The organism is Shewanella sp. CG12_big_fil_rev_8_21_14_0_65_47_15 (assembly GCF_002783505.1).
Taxonomy (GTDB): Bacteria; Pseudomonadota; Gammaproteobacteria; order Enterobacterales; family Shewanellaceae; genus Shewanella.
Genome location: NZ_PFGL01000064.1, coordinates 1 through 21,919, shown reverse-complemented (window position 1 = coordinate 21,919; position 21,919 = coordinate 1). Strand labels below are relative to the sequence as shown.

At 46.2% G+C, this 21,919-nt stretch carries 18 protein-coding genes and 2 tRNA genes; 13 read left to right on the top strand and 7 right to left on the bottom strand.

Annotation, left to right across the window (positions count from 1 at the left end; translation table 11 throughout):
• Positions 1-132 precede the first annotated feature (132 nt).
• Entirely contained in the window at positions 133-453 is a 321-nt protein-coding gene (locus tag COW15_RS18015; protein ID WP_007648425.1) for a hypothetical protein, read from the bottom strand.
• Positions 454-687: 234 nt separating this feature from the next.
• Here COW15_RS18015 and COW15_RS18010 point away from each other — a divergent pair, with 234 nt between their 5' ends.
• Both COW15_RS18010 and COW15_RS18005 read left to right on the top strand, forming a co-directional pair.
• The gene (locus COW15_RS18010; protein WP_293634657.1) at positions 688-1,182 is read left to right on the top strand and encodes a putative 4-hydroxy-4-methyl-2-oxoglutarate aldolase; all 495 of its coding nucleotides are present in this window, start codon (positions 688-690) and stop codon (positions 1,180-1,182) included.
• Positions 1,183-1,226: 44 nt separating this feature from the next.
• On the top strand, positions 1,227-3,044 hold the full coding sequence (locus tag COW15_RS18005; protein ID WP_293634655.1) for an AsmA family protein: 1,818 nt from the start codon (positions 1,227-1,229) through the stop codon (positions 3,042-3,044).
• A 113-nt stretch (positions 3,045-3,157) separates the two neighbouring features.
• Here COW15_RS18005 and COW15_RS18000 read toward each other — a convergent pair whose 3' ends face one another.
• Both COW15_RS18000 and gloB read right to left on the bottom strand, forming a co-directional pair.
• Positions 3,158-4,705: a LysM peptidoglycan-binding domain-containing protein gene (locus COW15_RS18000; RefSeq protein WP_293634653.1), complete on the bottom strand. Its 1,548-nt coding sequence runs from the start codon at positions 4,703-4,705 to the stop codon at positions 3,158-3,160.
• Positions 4,706-4,955: 250 nt separating this feature from the next.
• Complete coding sequence (gene gloB / locus COW15_RS17995; protein WP_293634652.1) at positions 4,956-5,759, bottom strand: hydroxyacylglutathione hydrolase; 804 nt, start codon at positions 5,757-5,759, stop codon at positions 4,956-4,958.
• 164 nt (positions 5,760-5,923) lie between these two features.
• Here gloB and COW15_RS17990 point away from each other — a divergent pair, with 164 nt between their 5' ends.
• A complete protein-coding gene (locus COW15_RS17990) occupies positions 5,924-6,658 on the top strand; it encodes a class I SAM-dependent methyltransferase (RefSeq protein WP_293634651.1) in 735 nt (244 codons plus the stop codon).
• Between the two features lie 23 nt (positions 6,659-6,681).
• A complete protein-coding gene (locus COW15_RS17985) occupies positions 6,682-7,575 on the top strand; it encodes a LysR substrate-binding domain-containing protein (RefSeq protein ID WP_293634649.1) in 894 nt (297 codons plus the stop codon).
• 49 nt (positions 7,576-7,624) lie between these two features.
• Here COW15_RS17985 and rnhA read toward each other — a convergent pair whose 3' ends face one another.
• On the bottom strand, positions 7,625-8,095 hold the full coding sequence (gene rnhA, locus COW15_RS17980; protein ID WP_293634647.1) for a ribonuclease HI: 471 nt from the start codon (positions 8,093-8,095) through the stop codon (positions 7,625-7,627).
• A gap of 70 nt (positions 8,096-8,165) precedes the next feature.
• On the opposite strand from rnhA, the gene dnaQ reads away from it, so the two are divergent.
• The 6 genes from dnaQ to COW15_RS17950 all read left to right on the top strand — a co-directional run bounded on the left by dnaQ (position 8,166) and on the right by COW15_RS17950 (position 14,572).
• A complete protein-coding gene (dnaQ, locus tag COW15_RS17975) occupies positions 8,166-8,894 on the top strand; it encodes a DNA polymerase III subunit epsilon (RefSeq protein ID WP_293634645.1) in 729 nt (242 codons plus the stop codon).
• Positions 8,895-8,904: 10 nt separating this feature from the next.
• Positions 8,905-10,320: a TIGR03503 family protein gene (locus tag COW15_RS17970; protein ID WP_293634643.1), complete on the top strand. Its 1,416-nt coding sequence runs from the start codon at positions 8,905-8,907 to the stop codon at positions 10,318-10,320.
• A gap of 188 nt (positions 10,321-10,508) precedes the next feature.
• A tRNA-Asp gene (locus COW15_RS17965) sits at positions 10,509-10,585 on the top strand.
• A 57-nt stretch (positions 10,586-10,642) separates the two neighbouring features.
• A tRNA-Asp gene (locus COW15_RS17960) sits at positions 10,643-10,719 on the top strand.
• A gap of 473 nt (positions 10,720-11,192) precedes the next feature.
• Positions 11,193-13,175: a cation:proton antiporter gene (locus COW15_RS17955; protein WP_293634641.1), complete on the top strand. Its 1,983-nt coding sequence runs from the start codon at positions 11,193-11,195 to the stop codon at positions 13,173-13,175.
• Between the two features lie 95 nt (positions 13,176-13,270).
• Positions 13,271-14,572: an acetamidase/formamidase family protein gene (locus COW15_RS17950; RefSeq protein ID WP_293634639.1), complete on the top strand. Its 1,302-nt coding sequence runs from the start codon at positions 13,271-13,273 to the stop codon at positions 14,570-14,572.
• Positions 14,573-14,726: 154 nt separating this feature from the next.
• On the opposite strand, the gene fadE is transcribed toward COW15_RS17950, so the two are convergent.
• Entirely contained in the window at positions 14,727-17,174 is a 2,448-nt protein-coding gene (fadE, locus tag COW15_RS17945; protein ID WP_293634637.1) for an acyl-CoA dehydrogenase FadE, read from the bottom strand.
• 243 nt (positions 17,175-17,417) lie between these two features.
• Between fadE and COW15_RS17940 the strand changes: the two genes are divergently transcribed.
• Entirely contained in the window at positions 17,418-18,197 is a 780-nt protein-coding gene (locus COW15_RS17940) for a class II glutamine amidotransferase (protein ID WP_293634635.1), read from the top strand.
• 159 nt (positions 18,198-18,356) lie between these two features.
• Here COW15_RS17940 and COW15_RS17935 read toward each other — a convergent pair whose 3' ends face one another.
• Both COW15_RS17935 and COW15_RS17930 read right to left on the bottom strand, forming a co-directional pair.
• Positions 18,357-19,148 carry a DUF3108 domain-containing protein gene (locus COW15_RS17935; RefSeq protein ID WP_293634823.1) on the bottom strand — a complete coding sequence of 264 codons (792 nt, stop codon included), beginning with the start codon at positions 19,146-19,148 and terminating at the stop codon, positions 18,357-18,359.
• Between the two features lie 183 nt (positions 19,149-19,331).
• Positions 19,332-19,769 carry an MGMT family protein gene (locus tag COW15_RS17930; RefSeq protein ID WP_293634633.1) on the bottom strand — a complete coding sequence of 146 codons (438 nt, stop codon included), beginning with the start codon at positions 19,767-19,769 and terminating at the stop codon, positions 19,332-19,334.
• 302 nt (positions 19,770-20,071) lie between these two features.
• On the opposite strand from COW15_RS17930, the gene def reads away from it, so the two are divergent.
• Positions 20,072-20,563 carry a peptide deformylase gene (gene def, locus COW15_RS17925; RefSeq protein WP_293634631.1) on the top strand — a complete coding sequence of 164 codons (492 nt, stop codon included), beginning with the start codon at positions 20,072-20,074 and terminating at the stop codon, positions 20,561-20,563.
• 214 nt (positions 20,564-20,777) lie between these two features.
• On the top strand, positions 20,778-21,626 hold the full coding sequence (gene rhlP, locus COW15_RS17920) for a rhombotarget lipoprotein (protein ID WP_293634629.1): 849 nt from the start codon (positions 20,778-20,780) through the stop codon (positions 21,624-21,626).
• Positions 21,627-21,919 lie beyond the last annotated feature (293 nt).

Genomic DNA, 21,919 nt, shown 5'->3' with positions numbered 1-21,919 from the left:
AGGCTGGATATTTTATCTAGCCTCTTTTCTTTTACATTACCAAGATGTCGTTTAATAAGATAAATTGATTACCCTACGCCACAGGGTTAATTTGTGAGCATATGAACAGTGCTTAATCACTTAAAGATAAGGTTATTTTTTATTAGCTAACTCTGCCATTATGGCTAAGACATCCTCATAGGAAATGTTAAATTCCCGAGACAAATTGATAATCTTTGTTTTGTAGGTTTGCACATGCTCCTGCAATGCAAGTTGATGTTTCTTTTCTTCGACTAATTCGTTAACTGTTTCTTGCAATATCAATAGTCGACGTAAACTATAGTCGAGGGATTTGATATATTTTCCCATCTGTTGTTTGTTACGTGCTTGCTCAAGATCCGCTGAGACTTTTTTATCATATCCATATTCATCAAGAGCCGCGATTGCGCTCTGTAAATCAAGATCAGTAGTCATTTGGTTTTCACTTTATAACAAAGAAAATAGAGGAACTAAATAATGATATCACTTAGGTAAAAAGCCTAAGAGGTTGTCACAGGATGTTAACTCTTACAGATTATAATGTGAATGCTCATTTTCACCAAGCAATTAGAAGTCAAAATTAAATAAAAACTGCATCGTTTTTGCTTTGGTCTTGTCGAGGTCTACAATAATGAGTAGTCTAAACTTTTAACCGGTGCGGAGATTCAAATGCTTGATCTATTACCTGATTTGTTCGATCACTATCCATCGAAACTCACCCTATTACCGCTTACCTTTACTGCATTTGGTGGGAAACGTCTTTTTTGGGGTGAAATTGTGACGGTGAAATGTTTCGAAGACAACTCTAAAGTAAAGGAGGTGCTGGCACAGGATGGACAGGGCAAAGTGTTGGTCGTCGATGGGGGCGGTTCGGCCCGTAGGGCGTTACTGGGTGATCTTATTGCCCAAAGTGCGTTAGACCATGGCTGGCAGGGCGTGGTGATCAATGGCTATATCCGCGATGCGGCGAGATTGGCGACCTTTAATCTTGGAGTCTACGCACTCGGTGCTATGCCGATAAAGACAGATAAATTGAACCAAGGACAAGTGAATGTGCCTATAGAAATAGGGGGCGTGCTCGTTAAACCCGGCATGATGATTTATGCGGATCAAAATGGGATCGCCATCAGCGAGGAGTCGTTGAACTTTGCCTTTTTAAATTAAAGCTCGATACCTCAATGTAAGATGTTATTGATAAGGATGTTTATATGAAATTTATTAAGTGGCTTTTGGCTATTTTGGTGACCTTAATATTGGTTGTTACCTTATATCTCACAGTATTTTTTGATCCGAATGACTTTAAACCTGAGATTGTCAACGCCGTGAAAAAACAAACGGGTCGCGAGTTAGTGATTGCTGACGACCTCTCATGGACATTTTTTCCCACTATCGGCATTAATTTAGGGGGCATTTCTCTCTCAAATCCTGAAGGTTTTACACCTCAGTCTATGCTTGAAGTGAATAAAGCCATTGCGGAAGTGGCCTTGATGCCACTCTTTAGTAAAGAAATTCAAATTGCCCAATTGAGCTTAGATGGCGCTAAAATCAATTTAGTTACCCGTAAGAATGGCAGCTCAAGTTTAGATGGGTTAACAGGGGATTCTGGTGGTAAATCTGGTCCTTCTACTGAACCTTCCTCTAAAACTCAGCTTACAGGTATTGAGGTGGGCGGTGTTGCTATCACCAACACACAGATCAATATGATCGATGAGGCCAAGGGACAGACGCAAACATTCACCCTAGATAGTTTTACCTTAGGCGCATTTTCCCTCGATAAGTTTGCCCCCATAGCCTACGAATTTACGGCATCCTTAGCCGAGATGAAAGTGAGCAGTAAAGGGGAGGGTGAAGTTAAGTTGAACCAAGATCTCAATCAGTTAATCATTGATAAATTCAATATTGACACTGTGATCGAAGGGGACAGCATCCCTAATAAAAAAGTGATCACCGCAATCAGCCTAAATACTCAAATCGCATTAGATAAAAAGCAATTGTCTGCGGATATTATGAAGTTGAGTGCCGCCGATGTGAGCGCTTCGGGTCAACTAACGCTGAATTACGGCGGAAAAGTACCGCAGATTAATGCCGATTTCCAAGTGGGTGATATCGATCTTGATGCTCTACTGCCAAAAACTGAAACAACAGAAAACGCCGCTCAGGCGACCACTGCAGCGAAAGCCTCTGAACCTGATTTGAGTGCGCTTAAGTCCCTCGATATGAAACTTAAGTTGGCGGTGAAATCGATTAAGGTCGCCAATCTTGCCACTCAAAATTGGCTGCTGGACTTAGGAATAAAAGGCGGGGTCGTTGATCTAAAACAGCTAACCGCCGATTTGTACCAAGGCAAGTTGATGGTAAACGCGCAAGTGGATGCGCGCCAGAGTGTCGCGAGCTATCAATTTGATAAGCAAGTGACGGGTGTGCAAGTTAGAGCGTTACTTAAAGATTTAGCCGAGGTGGATTTATTAGCAGGAACGGCCAATGTGAATATTAAGGGTAAAGGTAAGAGCTTGATCCCTGAGCAGTTAAAGAAAAATCTGCTCGCTAATGGTCGCTTTGATGTGACCGATGGTGCCCTCTATGGCGTCAATATTCCGCAGATGATCCGCAGCGCTCAGGCTAAGTTAAAGGGCAATTTATCGGCAGATACGCAAGAGGAGCGTAAAACCGATTTCTCGAGTCTGACGGGGAATTTTTCCCTTGAAAATGGTATAGCAACCAATCCCGATCTTGCTATGTCCTCACCCTTACTACGATTAGCGGGCAAGGGCAGTGCAAATTTATTGACCGAATCATTGGACTATAAATTAACGACCAGTTTGGTTAATTCACTTAAAGGTCAGGGGGGAAGTGAGAAAGATGCTCTGGTAGGAGTTGATATCCCATTAGCCATTACAGGGACTTTCCAAAAGCCAGAATATGCCTTAGATACTCAGGCATTACTCAACAATCAGTTGAAGGAAGAAACAGATAAGGCGAAGGATAAATTGAAGGATTCTCTACTGAAAAAGTTAGGTGGTTTTTAATGGCTAATAGCCGTTCCAAATAGTCGCGCACTTTTGTGCACTGCACTAAAAACAAAGGCAGCGTCCCGAGGTTCGCTGCCTTTGTGTACCTACCGAGCTTTAATTATCAAACATTAAGCACTTAGCTTGCTCTCATCAACCACCAGTTTTAACACTTGACCGGGTTGGATATATTGAGAGGGTGTTAAGCTGTTCCATTCTAGTAACTCGGCTACCGTAACGTTAAATTTGCTGGCGATCCGTGCTAATGAATCACCGGATTTCACCTTATAACTTACAGTCCGAATTTGTTCAGCCGCCACTGGAGCCTGTGACGCTATGATGGTGAGCTGCTGCCCAGCATGCAGTTTGCTGTCTTTACTCAAATGATTCCATGCTGTTAGCTGCTTTACACTCACCTTATGGTGGCGTGCAATTTCCCATAGGGTATCCCCTGATTGCACCTTGTAGGTCAATTGAGGACCCTCTGTCACGGCCCGAGTTTTCTTCGGTAATTTTTGGCTCGTTGATATGGCGTACAGCTGTTTATCATCCGCAGATACCGGGATGATCAAATGTCTACCTGCAACAATAGTATTGTTTTTCATCCCATTAGCTGCACGGATGGCGGCAATGGTCGTATGGTGATTTTTTGCGATAACCCCAATGCTATCGCCGGGTTTTATGGTGTATCTCAACCAACTGACCCGTGCTTCGCTTTCTGTTTCTGCGAGGGCTTTTTTGAATTCTTCAGATTTATCAATTGGTAGCACTAAAGTGTGCGGTCCCAATGGTGAGGTTGCCCAACGGTTATAACCCGGATTGAGTTTTTGCAGCTCGAGGGTTGTCATATTGGCGAGCCCTGCGGCCATCGCAAGATCAATCTGACTATCGATATCCACCACTTCAATGGAGGGGCTGTTCTCAATCGGGGCTAAGCTGATGCCATATTCATCCGCATGTTTGATGACTTCGGCGAGTGCGAGTAATTGAGGAACATAACGCTCGGTTTCTTTCGGTAGATTGAGAGACCAAAAATCGGTTTCAAGCCCTTTTTCCTCATTGCGTTTAATGGCATTGAGTACCCGGGATTCGCCGGAATTATAGGCGGCAAAGGCATAGAGCCAATTATTATTGGTTTTCTGGTAGAGATATTCCAGCATATCCAACGCCGCAACTGTGGATGCGGGGACATCGCGGCGCCCGTCGTACCACCAGTTCATTTCTAGGCCAAAATGGTTAGCCATAGGCGTAGTAAATTGCCATAAACCCGAAGCGGCACTGGCAGATGAGGCCGAAGGATCGAAGGCACTTTCAATAATTGGCAATAGGGCGATTTCGATTGGAAGATGACGCTTTTCAAGCTCTTCCACAATCATGTACATGTAGGGCGCCGCACGCTCTGAAATAATTTCTAGATGCTTTGGGTTCTTAATGTACCAATCACGGTATTGATTAACCAGTTTCTGATCCGGGATAGGTAATTGCATTCCCTGACGGATCCGTTCCCACACATCGGTAATTTGAGCCGACTCGGCTGGGGATGCGAGGTAATACTGTGGGACTGTATTTTCGGTTGCGACGGTTTCAGCTTCTGGCTTAGTAACCTCGTGGTTGTCTAAGGTCTGACAACCAGTGAGCAGGGCAAATCCCCCTACTACAACATAAAGTGATACTCTCATGGAAAACGGTAGTCCTCTGTTAGTGCATTGTCAGGGCTTCATTTATGCCAGTTCTATTGTTAACCGAATAATTTTAATGAAGATAATGACAACACAGAGCGCAAAGTATTCACGCAAAAACGAGCCATTCTATGGGATCTTTTCAATCTTGTCCCTTAATTATCTTACATAATGTAAGGCTATTTTTGACTTACATCAGCAAAAGTGGGAAAAACTGTATAAATTTCAATCAGAAATAAAACTATTTCTGCTAAAAAATATCTTTCCACTGTCTGAGCAGGGTAAAGCAGGTGAGTTTATCTAATTTGCTGGGATCTTGAATGTTGAAACGCTGTTTTATGCTACTCAATATATTTAGGTCATCTGTGCGTAAAAACGGATTAATAGCTTGTTCTAATGCGATGCTAGAGGGGATGGTTGCCTTGCCTTGTGCACGCAGATCCGCAGCTTGTCGAGCGTATGCCTGTAATGCGGCGTTATTTGGATCGACCGTTAGGGCAAACTTAAGATTGGTGAGGGTATATTCATGGGCACAGTAGACTTGGGTATTGGCGGGTAGGTTTGCCAGTTGGCTGAGGGAGTGGAGCATTTGCTGGGGCGTTCCTTCAAACAAACGGCCACAGCCAGCGCTGAATAAAGTGTCACCGCAAAAAAGCGCATCTTCGATATGATAGGCAATATGGCCTGCGGTATGACCAGGAACACTAAGTAGTTGTATTTTATGCTCGAGGAAGGGAGGTGAGAGCTCAGCGGTGACTCTGGGATCGAGTGGCATATTGATCCCGTTAATGGCTTCATTGTGTGGTCCATATACATTGAGGACGCCCTGAGTTGTTTGCTTTACATATGCCACTAACTCCGCGACACCGTCCGTATGATCCCTATGGTGATGGGTGAGTAAAATGCCCGCAAGTACTAGCCTATGAGCCTCGATATAGGCAATGACCACGCTTGCATCGCCAGGGTCGACCACATAAATCTGGGATAGCATTCCTGGTTGTAACACCCAGATATAATTGTCATTAAAGGCATTAATCGCTGTTATAGTGAGCATAGGACCACCTATAGCTGTATTTCGATTTAAAGATAAGGTTATTATCCACAAGTGGAAGATGCTTGGCGACAGTTGTCGTTTGGATGAACGCGATTGAATGGGGTGATGTTTATACCTATATCGATTCATTTATGGCAGTGTTTTATGGTGGAAGGAGGAACTTTGTGTCGTATTTCAGTACCGAACGCAAACCCGAGCAATGGGAAGACTTGCCGAATGGTTCCGCCCTACAGCAAGCGGTTGCTGAGAAATTAACCCATTGGTGGCCTAGGGTTTTTGGTTATCATTTGTTGAAGCTCGGCCCTTTAAGTGCAGCCCTGTCGAGTATGGAATCACCCGTTGCACATCACTTTTCCCTCACTGCCAGCGACGATGCATCCATAGTCGGGGATTTTTGTCATCTGCCGCTGCAAAATGGTGTTATAGATGCGGTGGTGATGAGTCTGCTGCTAGAGTTTGAGCCCGATCCCTACCGCATTTTACGTGAAACAGACAGAGTGCTTATTGCCGGTGGCTATCTGTTTATTGTGGGGTTTAATCCGTTAAGTCCGGTTTTTTTAGGCAAACTGTGGCCTAAATATCAAGATTGTCTCCCTTGGAATGGGCGTTTTTTTATGCCATCACGGGTACGAGATTGGCTCGGCCTGTTGGGGTATCAAGTGGTGAGTGACGAGCGTTTAGTGTATCACCCCTTAATTGGCGAGTTTAATGAAGGGCGTTTTATGCAGCAAACCTTGGCCTCTTGGTTACCGAGTACGGGCAGTTTATATCTGATTGTGGCGCGTAAATTGGAATCGCCATTAACGCCAATCCGCGATAAACGCAAAGTGTTGCAACCTAACTGGACCACAGCCCCCACGGCGGGACGTTCAGGGCATTTATCCGAACATATAAAATAACGCAGTGTAGAAACGAGTCTGATATGCGAATTACCTTAAGGCAACTTGCCGTATTTGAAGCCGTAGCACGTAATGGCCAGGTTGCTAAAGCGGCGGAGCAAGTCAATTTATCGCCTCCGGCCACGTCTATGGCATTGGCCGAATTAGAAAAACAACTCAATGCGCGCCTATTCGAACGGATAGGCAATCGGCTGCAGCTCAATTCCCAGGGGAACTTATTATTACCACTGGCAACGGAGTTGCTTCACCGAGTCGAACAAATAGAACAGGCGTTTACCACTCAAGGTGGGGATTTGGTGGGACACTTAAGTGTCAGCGCCAGTTCAACTATCGGCAATTATCTCCTTGCTAAGGCCGCAGTGGCTTTTTGCCAGCAGCATACCCAAACCCATGTTGATGTGGCGATCACTAACACCCAGGATGTGATCCAATCTGTGGCGCAATTCCGCTCGGAAATGGGATTTATCGAAGGACATTGCACCGATAACCGTCTTAATGTTGAGGCATGGCATAAGGACAGGTTATTGGTATTTTGCCATCCGGCGCACCCCTTAGCCGGGCAAACCGTTACGCCCGCTATGGTGAGAGGTCAATCTTGGGTTCTTAGGGAGGAGGGATCGGGTACGAGGGAGTATTTTGTGAATGCGGCCAATGAACTGGATATGCAACCCGAGGCCAAGTTCTGTTTTACCACGCCCGATGCAATAAAACTCGCCGTTAAGCAAGGCGCTGGCTTAGGGGTATTATCTGAACTCACATTGGATAAAGACATCAGTCGTAAAGAATTAGCCCTAGTAACGATTGAAGGCTTAGTCTTGGAGCGGCAATTTTATCGCATTACCCATAAGAGTCGCCAAGCGACGTCTTTAGGGCAGGCATTTGTGCAGTTTTGTGGGAATTTCTTTAACATTTCCTAGGCAAAAGGCGGGGAATAGGCCCAAGTAACCAGAAAATACACTTGGCAGATTAGGGTTGATAACCTTCGTCAGCTTGGATTGGTTTTGCTTCTGCTGCAGTGCGGGCGAGAATATCACAGCGTTCATTTTCTGCATGCCCCGCATGACCTTTTACCCATTGCCAATCAATCTTATGTATTTGTGAGGCCTTATCGAGGCGTTTCCACAAATCTACATTTTTGACAGGCGTACGGTTGGAGGTTATCCAGCCTTTTTTCTTCCAGTTGTGGATCCACGTCATGATCCCTTGACGCATATATTGGCTATCGCTCGTGAGCACCACACGGCAGGGCTCTTTTAAGCTTTCCAGTGCGATGATAGGCGCCAGTAATTCCATGCGATTATTGGTGGTGAGGGCAAAACCATCTGACATCTCCTTTGTATGGCCCTTATAATTCATTACAATGCCATAGCCGCCGGGGCCGGGGTTGCCTAAGCAAGAGCCGTCGGTGAAGATGTGGATCAGTTTTAGTTCAGTCATCAAATTGTTACCATAGCCGTGAATTTCGGCCGAGTATAACTAAAAATTGTCATAAGAAGCGCATAAAAGTATGAATATTATCTCAAATGCCAGTCGTCAGATTATTTTGGATACTGAAACTACGGGTATGAATCAGGGCAGTGGTGCAGTCTATTTAGGGCACCGGATTATCGAAATCGGCTGCGTTGAAGTGATCAACCGTCGCCTCACTGGACGCTATTTTCACCAGTATATTAATCCTGGACAAGCTATCGATCCCGAAGCCATTGCAGTGCACGGTATTACCGATGAGCGTGTCGCGAATGAACCACGATTCCACCAAATCGCCCAACAATTTATTGAGTTTATTGACGGCGCTGAAATTGTCGCCCATAACGCAAACTTCGACGTTAGCTTTATGGACCATGAGTTTTCACTGCTGCAACCCCAAGGCCCGAAAACGGCCAATATTTGTGACATTCTCGATACTTTAGGCATTGCCAAGTTTTTACATCCAGGGCAGAAGAATAACCTCGATGCCCTCTGTAAACGCTATGGTATCGATAACTCCCGTCGCCAGTACCATGGCGCATTATTGGACGCCGAAATCCTCGCCGACGTTTACTTGACCATGACGGGCGGTCAAACCAAATTCAATTTATCCAACGAAGAAGTCGGGCAGGAAGCGGGCGGGATCCAAAGATTCGATCCTAATTCACTTAATCTTAAAGTGATCAGCGCGTCGGCCGATGAACTAGTCATGCATGAACAACGTCTTGATTTAGTCGCAAAATCAGGAAAATGCCTCTGGAGAGGATAGATAATCGGTTATGACCAAGTCGCGCCATACAAGCCTGTTCAAGATTGGTTTAGTGCTAAGCACGCTATTTGCCAGTGCCGTAATCTGGGCGGCGGATAAGCCTGAGCCTGTTGCTAACGCGAATATTTCCACTAACGTGCAGACCCCTAACGCACAAAAACCTAACGCGCAAATCCCCAAGGTAAAAGTGGTGTCATTAGAGACGGCTTCGGAGCTTAAAAACCGCTTTAGGATCGACCATATGGTGAGCAGTATGACCCTATTGGTGGAACGTGAATACGGTTCTGCCCCCGTGGTGATAGTGCTTCCCGATGGCAGTAAGTGGTACGCCAGTCGCCACCCCGAAACCGTAAAATGGGTTGACGGTATTACCGGTGACATGATTTACATCGAATCGCCACAGCCAGGGCCTTGGCAGTTGGTCGGCAAGGTTGTCGTCGGCTCCAAGATCAAGAAAGTCTCTAAGCTTGAAATCGAAGTTCAGCCGTTGCCGCAACCACTTTTTCAAGGAGAACATGTCAAAATTGTTGCCCAGCTAATGGGGGATGCTGAGCGCGTCCGTATGCCAGGCTTAGATTATCTGGTTGAATGGACGGCACATTTTGTGAGTAAGCATAGGGCTGGGGATGAAAACTTTGCCGCGGGCGATATCATTGCAGGTTCCTACAAGGACAGTGGTGAAAAGCTCGATGAAAAGCCCGACGATGGCCTTTTTACCAGTGACATAAACCTTAAACAGCCCTGGGGGGAATATGATTTTGTGGTTCAAGCGCGTAATAATGTGTTTGAGCGGCAAGTTTCTTTTCCTTTTACCTTATCTGCACGGCCGATAAATGCAGAGGTGATTACCCCAGAGGATCCCTTAACGGGGCAATGGAAAATCATGCTGCACGTCGATAGTACAGTGTTGCAGTTAGCCGAGACACATTTCTCATTTGAATTGGTCGGTCCGGCTGGGCTGCAACTGCCCGTTGTGCTCCATGGGTTAGCAGAACCCGATACTGAGCTGATATTGCCGCCCGTTTCTGAATTTGGCAGTTATCGCATTAAAGGTTTTGCTGCGACAACAACACACTCAGGGCGTGAAATAGTGCTCGATCTGCCCGAACTCTTTTTCAACCTTGTGCAACCGCCTGAGCCCCCGCCCAGTCCAGAGGTGTTAGCCGCCATTGCCGCCCAAAAAGCCGCAGAAGAAGAGGCGCTGGCTAAACAAGATGCCATGTTCTGGATCATTAGCATCAATGCGGTGTTGTTGATTTTAGGGGTGTTAGGTTTAATTGTATGGCGTAAGCGTCAGAGCCTTGCCCAGGCATTAGCCGCGGCTGAGCAGCGTCTGTTGGATGAAGCGGCGGAAAATAAACCAGCAGCACTTTCCCACGATGAAATCGACCTGACAATGCCCGATGAGTCCGATAATGATCGATAAAACAGGACATACCCTTTGAGAGGTTTAAGGGGTTATGGGAAAGTTATTTAGATGAATATGAAGATATTTTATTCATTAGTCAGGTTTTTTAGATTAGGTTGGCTAAATTTTAACTAAACGATATAGGGGAGTGAAAAAAACGGTTGACGCTAGCAAGGCTCGACCGTATTATTCTCCGCAACTTGAGTGGAGCGGTAGTTCAGTTGGTTAGAATACCGGCCTGTCACGCCGGGGGTCGCGGGTTCGAGTCCCGTCCGCTCCGCCAGTCAAGTTGTTGAAAGTTAAAATTATAGTGCTCTAGTAGCGGTATAGTGAAAAGTTTGGAGCGGTAGTTCAGTTGGTTAGAATACCGGCCTGTCACGCCGGGGGTCGCGGGTTCGAGTCCCGTCCGCTCCGCCAAATAAAGATGAAAGCCTTTGCAGCAATGCAGAGGCTTTTTTCGTTTTGTTGGTGAAATTTAAAAGCACGGTAGTTCAGTTGGTTAGACTCTTTATAAACAGAAAGCGGCCAGTCACGCCGGGGGGCGCGGGTTCGAGTCCCGTCCAACAGCATCCTTGCTTTACAGCTCATTTCGGCATCCATGCCTCCCGTTCATGGGTTTATCGCTATGGGATATTCACCTGCCAACATAATGGCAAAAACTGCATCGAAAGATGAGGTTGTCAGCTATTTTGTTGTTATTCCTGTGCAAGTCGGCTCTATTCTCTGGTAATAACTCATCAACCATATGGTTTATCGTCATGCTATTGCCCTATATTGGCCTACCCACGATAGAACTTGTTTCACAGTGCATCGGCTTTTGCTGTTATTGTTATCGACAGTTAACAAGTTGAATTACTGGATAACTGATCTTTCCACCTAAAGGATGTTATATGGTTGAACAAATCACTGGGATGTTAGCACTGATTGGGGTGTTATCACTTTTTTGCCAATGGGTTGGTTGGAAGCTAAGGCTACCTGCAATTTTACCTCTGTTGCTCTGTGGACTGACTCTCGGACCCGGACTTGGGGTTCTCAATCCCGATGCGATATTTGGCGATTTACTGTTTCCCATTATTTCCCTTGGGGTTGCCGTTATCTTGTTTGAGGGAGCATTAACCCTCAATTTCAAAGAAATCAAAGATCATGGTCGTATGGTGACGCATCTTGTGACTATTGGGACTGTGATTACTTGGGCTTGTATCAGCACGGCCACCTTTTATTTACTCGACTTTAGTTGGGAAATTGCACTGCTCTTTGGGGCGCTAGTGGTGGTAACAGGGCCGACGGTTATCGTGCCTATGCTTAGAAGTGTGCGCCCTAAATCACAACTGGCCAGTATTTTACGTTGGGAAGGGATAGTGATTGACCCCATTGGTGCGCTGCTCGCAGTGTTAGTATTTGAATATATTACTGTATCTGGAGATCCTACGACCCATGTGCTCTATGCGCTAGGCTCTATGCTATCACTTGGCCTAGGCTTGGGAGCGGTATCTGGTTATCTCGTCGGTCAAGTATTGCGGCATGATCTTTTACCCCACTATCTGCGTAACACAGCCGTTTTAACTCTGATGCTAGGAATTTTTGTTGGCTCAAATCTACTGCAGGAAGAATCGGGATTACTGACGGTGACAGTGATGGGCATCTGGCTTGCCAATATGCGTGGGGTAGATATTGCGGAAATTCTTGAATTTAAAGAAACACTAACCGTTCTTTTAATTTCAGCCCTCTTTATCTTATTGGCCGCCAGACTCGACTCCAGTGCCATGCTCGACTTAGGTTGGGGAGGAATTGGGGTATTGGTTGTGACTATGTTAATCGCAAGGCCGCTGAGTATTTGGGTTTCTGGTATCGGCACCTCTTTGTCGAGGGCCGATAAATGGTTTTTATGCTGGATAGCACCGCGGGGGATAGTTGCCGCGGCGGTATCGTCATTGTTTGCGATTAAGTTAGAAGCCAATAATGTGCAGGGCGCCGATGCGATTGTACCTTTAGTGTTCTTAATTATTATCGGCACTGTGGTGATCCAAAGTTTAACTGCGGGTCGTTGGGCGAAATACCTTGGGGTGAAATCTGACTCAGCCCAAGGTCTGCTCATCTTTGGCGCATCGAAATTTTGCCGTGAACTTGCAAAAATTTTACGTGCTAAGGATGTTAAGGTGCTCCTTGCTGATAATAACTGGGACAACATTCGCCTAGCTCGTATGGATAATATTCCTGTGTATTTTGGTAATCCAGCCTCGGAACATGCTGAAACCTATATGGATTTAACCGGTATTGGCCGAGTGCTGATCATCTCCCCATATAGGCAATTAAACCCTTTGGTCAGTTTTCACTTTCAGGATTTTTTGGGTGAGAAAAAGGTGCTAGGTCTCAATAATACCGAGTCCGGCAGTGCCCGCCATCAGTTATCTGAGTCCTACCAGCAGCGTTTATGTTTATTTGGTGATGCGGTTTCCTACGCGAAAATTGCCAGTTTAATGGCCAGAGGTGCACAGCTTAAAGTCACTAATTTAACCGAAAATTTTACCTTCGAGCATTTCCGTAAGCGTTATGGTGATACTGTCATGCCATTGGTTTACCTTACAAAAGATAGCAAAGTGATGGTGGTGTCAGGCAATGATACTGTGTTCCCCAATGGGATTGAGCTGATTAGCCTGTTGCCGATTGAAGCCTTAGAAGAAGCCAAAGTACAGCAAGCGATTGCAGATCGAGAAGCACAGGAAGCGCAAGAGAAAGCGGCCGCTGAAGCCGCTTTAGCAAAGGCAAAAGCGGAAGAGGAGGCTGAGCAATTAAGGCTTGAGAAATCAGATGCTAACGCTGTAATAAATGACGACGCTGACAAGGGTTTGGTGGATAACATGATAAAGAGTTAACTTGAGCATGTCATAAGGTATCACTGCCATGTTTTATCTTGTTGATACGACAAATTCACTCTCATATTCGTAAGTTAAACTGGAGAATAATACCGATGTTGAAATATTCCACACTCGTGTGCTTGAGTCTTGTATTCGGACAGCAGGTACACGCTGCTGATCAATGGCGACTGACAACGGATCTCTGGGGCAATCCGGTATATGGCACACTGACTTTAGAGCACAACGGTGACAATCTCAGTGGTGATATAGATGGTGACAAGCTGAGCGGACATCGCCAAGGTGCGAGCCTCACATTTGAAAGCATAGATGTGGATGGCACTGTCTATCACTATGAGGGCAAGCTGCAGGACAATACCATCAAGGGTGTTGCCGATTTTCCTGATACCAATAATCCAAGTGTTCGGGTGACACATGCCTTTTCGGCGCAGAAAATAGCCGCACGTCCAGAAGGTCAACCACGGCGTTATGAATTCATGCCGACGAGCTATTCCAATCTATTTGATCCCCATCGCACACCTGTTCTCACAATTTGGCCCGGTGATACAGTACAAACAAAAACGATTGACTCGGGTGGGGTCGATGAGCACGGCGTGACTCAGGCTCTGTTTGGGAATCCGCAGACGGGCCCTTTCTTTATCGCCACCGCAGCACCAGGGGATACACTGGTTGTACGGATAAATCGGCTTAAATTGAATCGAGATTATGCTGATAGCTTGGATGCGATTGTAGGGCGAGCATTGGGGACACGTTTTGCGACTCAAGCGGACGAACTTGGCAAGCCTGTGCGCTGGAAACTGGACAGAGAGCGTGGAATTGCGAGCTTGGAAACGCCAACTGAACATTTAAAAGATTACACAGTTAAAGTGCGGCCTATGCTAGGTGGGCTCGCTGTTGCACCTGGTTTTGGCTCTGCGCCGATATCTACAGGCGATACCGGACGTTTTGGCGGTAACATGGACTTTAACGAAGTGATTGAAGGCAATATTGTTTATTTACCCGTGCAACAACCTGGTGCTTTACTCTATCTTGGCGATGCTCATGCGTTGCAGGGGGATGGTGAAACCTCGCAGTATGCTTTAGAAACCTCTATGGATGTAGAATTCACGGTTGATCTGATCAAAGCTCAATCGATAGCGATGCCGCGTGTTGAATCACCGGATCAGCTCATGGTCTTAGGTCAGGCGGGATCATTAGATGAGGCATTACGCTCGGCGACGACAGGGCTTATCCAGTGGTTGCAACAAGATTATGGCTTGACGCTGCCAGAATGTGCGATTCTCCTCGGCAGTGCTGCTCATTATTCTATTCCTAATCTCGCGGGGCGCAGTGTTGGTGTTGCCTTGAAGCTTGATAAGTCACTGCTTACTATGCCTCGTTTGTCTGGTAAAGGGTAAGCTATGTTTACGCAGCATAGTTTTAGTCATGTGGTGAAGCTGTGTCTGATTGAGCTGATATTATCTTGAGCGGCGGAGCCGGAACGGGACACTTACTATAAAAAAAGGAGGCTAATGAGCCTCCTATTTGTGGGTTTGGATCTTACTGAGTGGATTAGGCAGCGCGTTCCTGTGAAGTGGTTGCAACCACTTCTGGACGCAGTTCGGCTGGGTCAAAGTCATCCACATTGATAGACTTCATACGGCCAATTTCCGCTCTTTCAAGTAATTGCACTTCGGCATCGCTCAATACCCCTAGGGCTTTACCTTCTGCGGCGACTTTATCTAACCACATAAATGGCAGACGTTTACCGCTCGCCTTACAGACTTTTTCATGGAGAGGCTCAGATGCGATGATGTCGAGCAGTGTTTGTTCCTGGATCCCCACAGCATTATGCTCTGAGTTAGTCCAGAATTGGCCCTTACCTAAACGGTCACGGCTTTCACAGGGCGTTTGCATGATCTTCGCCACTTTATGATCTAGCACATCGCTTGGACGTTTCAGTGGACGGCCGAATGGGAACATCACAGCGCGTAATACGCCGCCAAGGCCCATAGGGAAGTTATCCAGTAAATCGTCTAATGAAGCCTGTAACTTGTACAACGCATCTTCAACCGCCCATTGCACCAATGGCAGATCCTCGGTTTGACGGCCTTCATCTTGGTAACGCTTGAGCGTCGCCGATGCAAGATATAGCTGGCTTAGCAGATCGCCTAAACGGGCAGAAATACGCTCTTTACGTTTAAGGTTGCCACCCAAAGTTGCCATGGCTAAGTCTGACAATAGTGCGAGGTTGGCACTGAAACGGTTCATATGCTGATAATAACGTTTGGTTTTATCAGAATAAGGTGCATTAGAGAAACGGCTTGAGGTTAATCCTAGCCAGAAGCTGCGAATAAAGTTGCTGGTGGCAAAACCAATGTGACCAAAGATGGCCGCATCGAAGTTCGCTAGACCTTGACCCGATTCGGTATCGAATGCAGAGTCCATTTCTGCCAGTACATACGGATGACAGCGGATCGCGCCTTGACCGTAGATGATCATCGAACGGGTCAGGATGTTTGCGCCTTCAACGGTAATTGCAATTGGGGCTGCTTGGTAGCCACGGCCTAAGTAGTTGTTAGGGCCAAGACACACGCCTTTACCACCGTGGATATCCATGGCGTCGATCACACATTTCTGCATCCGATCGGTCAGGTGATATTTCACGATAGCGGAGATAACCGACGGTTTTTCACCTAAATCGATACCCGTAGTCGTTAATGACGTCACCGCATCCATCAGGTAGGCGTTACCGCCGATGCGTGCCATTGGCTCTTCAATACCTTCAAGTTTGCCGATAGGCAATTTGAACTGACGACGAATGCGAGCATAGGCACCCGTTGCCAGCGCTGCGGTTTTTACACCACCGGCAGAGTTTGATGGCAGCGTGATACCACGGCCAACAGACAAACATTCCACCAGCATACGCCAGCCTTGGCCTGCCATTTTCGGGCCACCAATGATGAAGCTTAATGGTACAAACACTTCGTTGCCGCGGGTAGGACCGTTTTGGAACATACAGTTGAGCGGGAAGTGACGACGACCGGTTTCAACGCCTTCAACGTCAGTTGGGATCAAGGCGCAGGTAATGCCGAGTTCTTCTTTATCGCCAAGTAGATGCTCAGGATCGCGCAGTTTAAACGCCAGACCTAATACAGTCGCAACCGGGGCTAAAGTGATGTAACGCTTGTTCCAGGTCAGTTTCATCCCCAGAACTTCTTCACCTTCCCATTGCCCTTTACACACGATACCAAAGTCAGGGATAGAGCCTGCATCGCTACCAGCCTCTGGGCTAGTTAAAGCGAAACAAGGCACTTCTAGCCCTTTGGCTAAACGCGGTAAATAGTGGTTTTGTTGCTCTGGCGTACCATAGTGTTGTAACAGTTCGCCAGGGCCTAAAGAGTTAGGTACGCCCACAGTGGATGCGAGTTCGCTGCTTAGCCCCGCCAGTTTTTGCAGCACGCGGGATTGGGCGTAGGCTGAATACTCTAAACCGCCGTACTTTTTCTTAATGATCATGGCGAAGAAGCCGTGATCTTTCAGGTATTGCCATACTTCAGCGGGTAAATCGGCGAGTTGGTGTGATACTTGGTGTTGGTTCACCATGCGGCACACTTCTTCAACAGGGCCATCAAGGAAGGCTTGCTCGTCGGCACTTAAACGCGCAACTGGGTAGTTATGGAGTTTTTTCCAGTTCGGGTTACCCGCGAACAGATCGGCTTCCCACCAAGTGGTGCCGGCTTCAATCGCTTCTTTCTCTGTTGAAGACATTTCCGGCATGATGCCGCGGTATACCTTCATCAGTGGACGACTGATCACATTTTGTCTAAATGCACTGATATTTAACGGCAAGGCTACCACCAGGAAAACGATCCAAGAGATAGGGCCGACAACATCGAGTGTCCATCCTGCTGTCATCACAACAGCGGCTGCAATAGTGGCAGTGAGCAAAGAAACCCGAAGGTAAGCTAGGGCTCCTAGCACTAAGATCATGGCGATGATCCAAAGTAGGGTAGTCACTGTAATTCTCCTTAAGTATGACCGAGTGCCAACCACAGGTCATAGCAAGTTTTGTTGATTGCGATCACAATTATAGTTTGTGGTCAGACCTGTGTCGCATAAAAGTTAAACCTAAGGCAATTTTAATACAAGCATTTTTCAAACAATTGTTTAAATTTTTTGTCGATTTTGATCATTCCACAAATGTCATCAACTAGTTACAATGCAAAACCGTAGAAAGTTGAGAGAAAATAGGCGAGAGATATGTGTGAATTACTGGCGATGAGTGCCAATGTGCCAACCGATATTGTGTTTAGTTTTACGGGATTAGCACAACGTGGTGGCGTAACGGGTCCCCATGTGGATGGTTGGGGTATTACTTTTTACGAGGGCAAAGGCAGTCGCACTTTTAAGGATGCTTGCCCGAGCAGTGAATCCCATATTGCAAAATTGATCCAATCCTACCCCATCAAGAGTGAGGTGGTGATAAGCCATATTCGCCAAGCCAATCGCGGCTGTGTGTCGTTAGAAAACACCCATCCTTTTACCCGCGAGTTATGGGGACGTTATTGGACCTATGCCCATAATGGCCAATTGACGGACTATCAAGCCAAGTTTCACGTCTCGCGCTATCAGAGCGTTGGCGATACCGACAGTGAACTCGCTTTCTGTTGGATTTTGGAACAAGTTGCCCAGAAGTTTGGCGATGCTAAACCCGAGGATATGCTAGCGGTATTTCGGTTTGTGGCCACATTGGCCGATGAGATCCGTGCCTTAGGTGTGTTTAATATGATCTTAAGCGATGGCGAGCACTTGATGAGCTATTGCAGCAATCATTTATGCTATATCACTCGCCGTGCACCTTTTGGCAAAGCAAAATTGATCGACACGGATGTGGTGATTGATTTTGATAAGGAAACAACCCCCCACGATGTAGTAACAGTGATCGCCACTCGGCCATTAACCGAGAATGAAAACTGGCATGTGATGCAGCCGGGTAATTGGAAATTATTCCGCTTGGGTGAGCCGTTAATCGATTGCTGAGTCTATTGTTGTCTAGCCCTGCTTTGACCGTACCTTTGGCCTTTGTGCTCCATGTACCAAGCAACCCAGTGATGGCAGAGCCGCGTATAAAAATACCGCCGTCTGCCACACAGGTTTATTAGCCAATTTAGGATAGTCGCTTATTGGTTAAAGCTAGGGTTAGTTTTCATCCGTGCCGAGCAATTTGGGCACCTTGTGGGGTTCGAGCGTCACCGCCGAAGCGGGGCTGGCCGATGCTTCCTCATCAAAATGATACTTAAGCAGTTTAATATCGAGTTGCTTACTGCCTTTTTCGAAGTGCGTGAGGCGTACGGGCAGGTAGGCTAGATCAGGAGCCATCCAAAAGAAGGTTTGGCGCTTCTTATTATCCCTAACCACTTCAATTTTGACCGTGTCGTAACTGCCGCTTTCTATGGTCATACGTTCCTTGCCGATAACATGAAATTTATATTCATCGACTTCATTGTCTTTCACCATTTTGTAATCGAGCATGTCCTTACCGGCACTAATATCGAGCCTAAACTGCAGTTGTACCATCAAAGGATCGAAGATATCGCCCTCGAAGGGGAATTTGCCTTTTTCATCCTTATAACGGGTGTGTATCATGCCTTGCGCCTTGGCAAAAGCCGTTTGCTCGGTGAAATTAGGGCCAACCCCCTTACGTTGATGCAGATAGCGCAGCGGTAAGAGTTGCTTACCATCTTGGCTAAATTCGCTAAAAATATGGCGTACGTCGGTGAGCAATAGCAGGCTTAGATCGCTATCGAAGCGGTATTTGAATACACCATCTTCCATTTGCGGCAGATTATATTTAGCCTTACCTAATTCAATATCACCGTAATTTACTTGGTATTCAGCTGTTTGTGGCGTTAAGGGAGTGGGGGCTGCCATGGCAAAAAGGCTGTGGCTGAGCGCGGATAAACTCAATAATAACGTGGAAATAGTGCGCAAATAATGCTCCTTGTATCCTAGGTTTTCACCTTGTTTCGCGGCGCGACAGGGCGCCAAACTGAAGAAAAATGTGTTGAGTCGCATATCACTTACACCATTTGCATTCGCTAACGACTATACCCATCGCTAGGTTATAGCTGAGACCGCCTAACGTGTAAATAGGTTATAGATCAGTCGATTAATCTAAAATGGCATCGCCATCACTAGGGTTGCCATATCGGGTCGCCACTCAAATTCAGACAATTTTACTTTGCCTCGGTTCACTTCTACACCTTCGATTCGCAATAATTCCATCTGTTCCTGAAACGCGGCTGAATTTTTTTCAAAGGAAATTTGCCCCTGGCTGTTGAGCACCCTATGCCATGGAAGTGACAAATTTTCGGGGGCAGATTTGAGCGCCCTAGAGACATAACGCGCTCGTTTCGGTAATCCCGCATAGTCGGCAATTTTGCCGTAACTGCTGATTTTTCCCGCCGGTATCATAGCGACGATATGCCAGATTTTGGCCATGGGGGATAAGTCCACCGCTTGGGGCTGGTGACTCGCTAAATCCTGCTCATCTTGTCTATCTTTTTCAAGATAGCGATACAGCGGTGATTTGTCTTTAGGAAACGATGCCATTGAATAGTTGGCCCTCAGCTAAATGCTTGTTTATGCTCAAAGGATCACGCTTAAAAGGTCACACTTAAAAAATCGTGTGCGACGAGGTTGCGCTAGTGCATTAGTGTAACGGCAAAGCGTGGTTTAGCGGAAGATGAGAGAGCATTAAGCGTTCAATAGATTAAGTATTACACGACATTTTTATCGATTATCTCGATTGCTAACAAAATATTTAAACTGTTTTTAGCTTAAATATTGTGTAAATGGTCAAATAGTCCATAATAGCGCCAATTTTTTTGACTCGATGAGAGAAGATAACTGGCATGGCTGTACTCGATATTTTAACAATCCCCGATGAGCGCCTTAAACGTAAAGCGCAACCTGTAAAAGATATAGAAGCGATTCAGGGATTTATCGACGACTTAATCGAAACCATGTACCACACTGACGATGGTATCGGTCTGGCCTCGACACAAGTGGGCAGCACAGATGCGGTGATTGTTATCGATTTATCCGAAACGCGCGATCAACCTTTAGTGCTGATTAATCCTGAGATTGTTGAAAAGTCTGGTGAATACGTGGGTGAAGAAGGCTGTCTTTCTATCCCAGGGTACCGCGCTAAAGTGACCCGTTTTGAAAAGGTGAAAGTCACCGCGTTAGACAGAACTGGCAAAGTCATTGAAATCGAAACCGATGACTTTTTAGCCATAGTATTGCAGCATGAAATCGATCATTTGCATGGCAAAGTGTTTATCGAACATTTATCTGCATTAAAGCAGCAAATCGCCTTAAAAAAAGTGCGTAAATACGCTTAAGTGTATTGATTTTTCCCCCTAGCAAAGCCGCATTCCGATGCGGCTTTGCTGTTTTTAGGCTCAGTCTTATTACCCCAAAAAGCCAAACCAAAGGCTGTAATGTCATTTTAATGTGATATTAACAGCTTGTTTTTACAGCAGTGACTCGCTAAGGTAGCGGCAATATGCACGGGTTACATGGCCTGTGCGCAGTAAGGATACGGTAGGGAAACAGATGAAGACAAAATTCATAGCGCTTGTGGGCGCGCTGGCATCGATTAGTATGTTGCTTGGTGGTTGCAGTGCCTTTTTTAACGGTAACTCTACCGAAAAAAACGTCGTTTCCAGCAGTCTGGTTGAATATCTCTATCCCGACGATAAACAACGTGAGCCGCAGCAGCCCAGTATTCCGGTGCTGCGTCTTCCCATCACGGTAGGCATCGCCTTTTTACCTTCCTCCCATTGGCAATCCGAAGCCCTCGATAGCAGCTCGCAAATCGCCTTGCTGGATAAAGTAAAACAATCCTTTGTTAAATATGACTTTATTGACCGTATCGAATTAATCCCCAGCACTTACCTTAAAAATGGCAAAGGTTTTAGTACCTTGCAGCAGGTCGCCCGCTTACACGATGTCGATGTCATGGCGCTGGTGTCTTACGATCAACTGTTACAAAGCAGCGAGAATAAGGCTTCACTGCTGTACTGGACCATAGTCGGCATGTATATGGTGCCCGGTAATGAAAACGCGATCCAAACCTTTGTCGATACCGCCGTATTTGATATGCGCAGCCAAAAGATGCTGTTTAGGGCGCCCGGCATCAACCAACTTACCGACACTTCAACCGCAGTGAGCGTCACCAACGTGCTACGTGAAAAATCCGCCGAAGGCTTTGAGCTGGCGGTAAACGATATGGTAACCAACTTAGACGCCGAATTAGCCCGCTTTAAAACCCGCGTGAAAGAAGAACATATTGCGACTATTGAACATAAAAAAGGTTACAGCGGTGGTGGTAGTTTATCCCTATTAATCCTTTCGCTACTGGGCATATTTGCAATGCGCCGTTTAACTATTTGCCGAGAATAGTTAGGTTGATTGGGTTTGGAGTAATTTGGTGAGATGGGGAAGGTGAGATGGGGAAGGTTAGTTAGGATGATATTTATGCCGTTAAGAGCACTGCTTTATTGATGGTAATCTTAATAACCATGACGCGGTTAATCCGGTTAAAGGCTTTTGCCCCCAAGTAAGATAAGTTTGTCGTCAGGTGTGTAGGATGAATTATCATTGTTTCCCCTGTGACACGCCGCCATTTTATTTCACAAGAAGCATCCCTGAGGGCTCGACGGCGACATCTGCTGTACAGGATGTACGAATGTTGC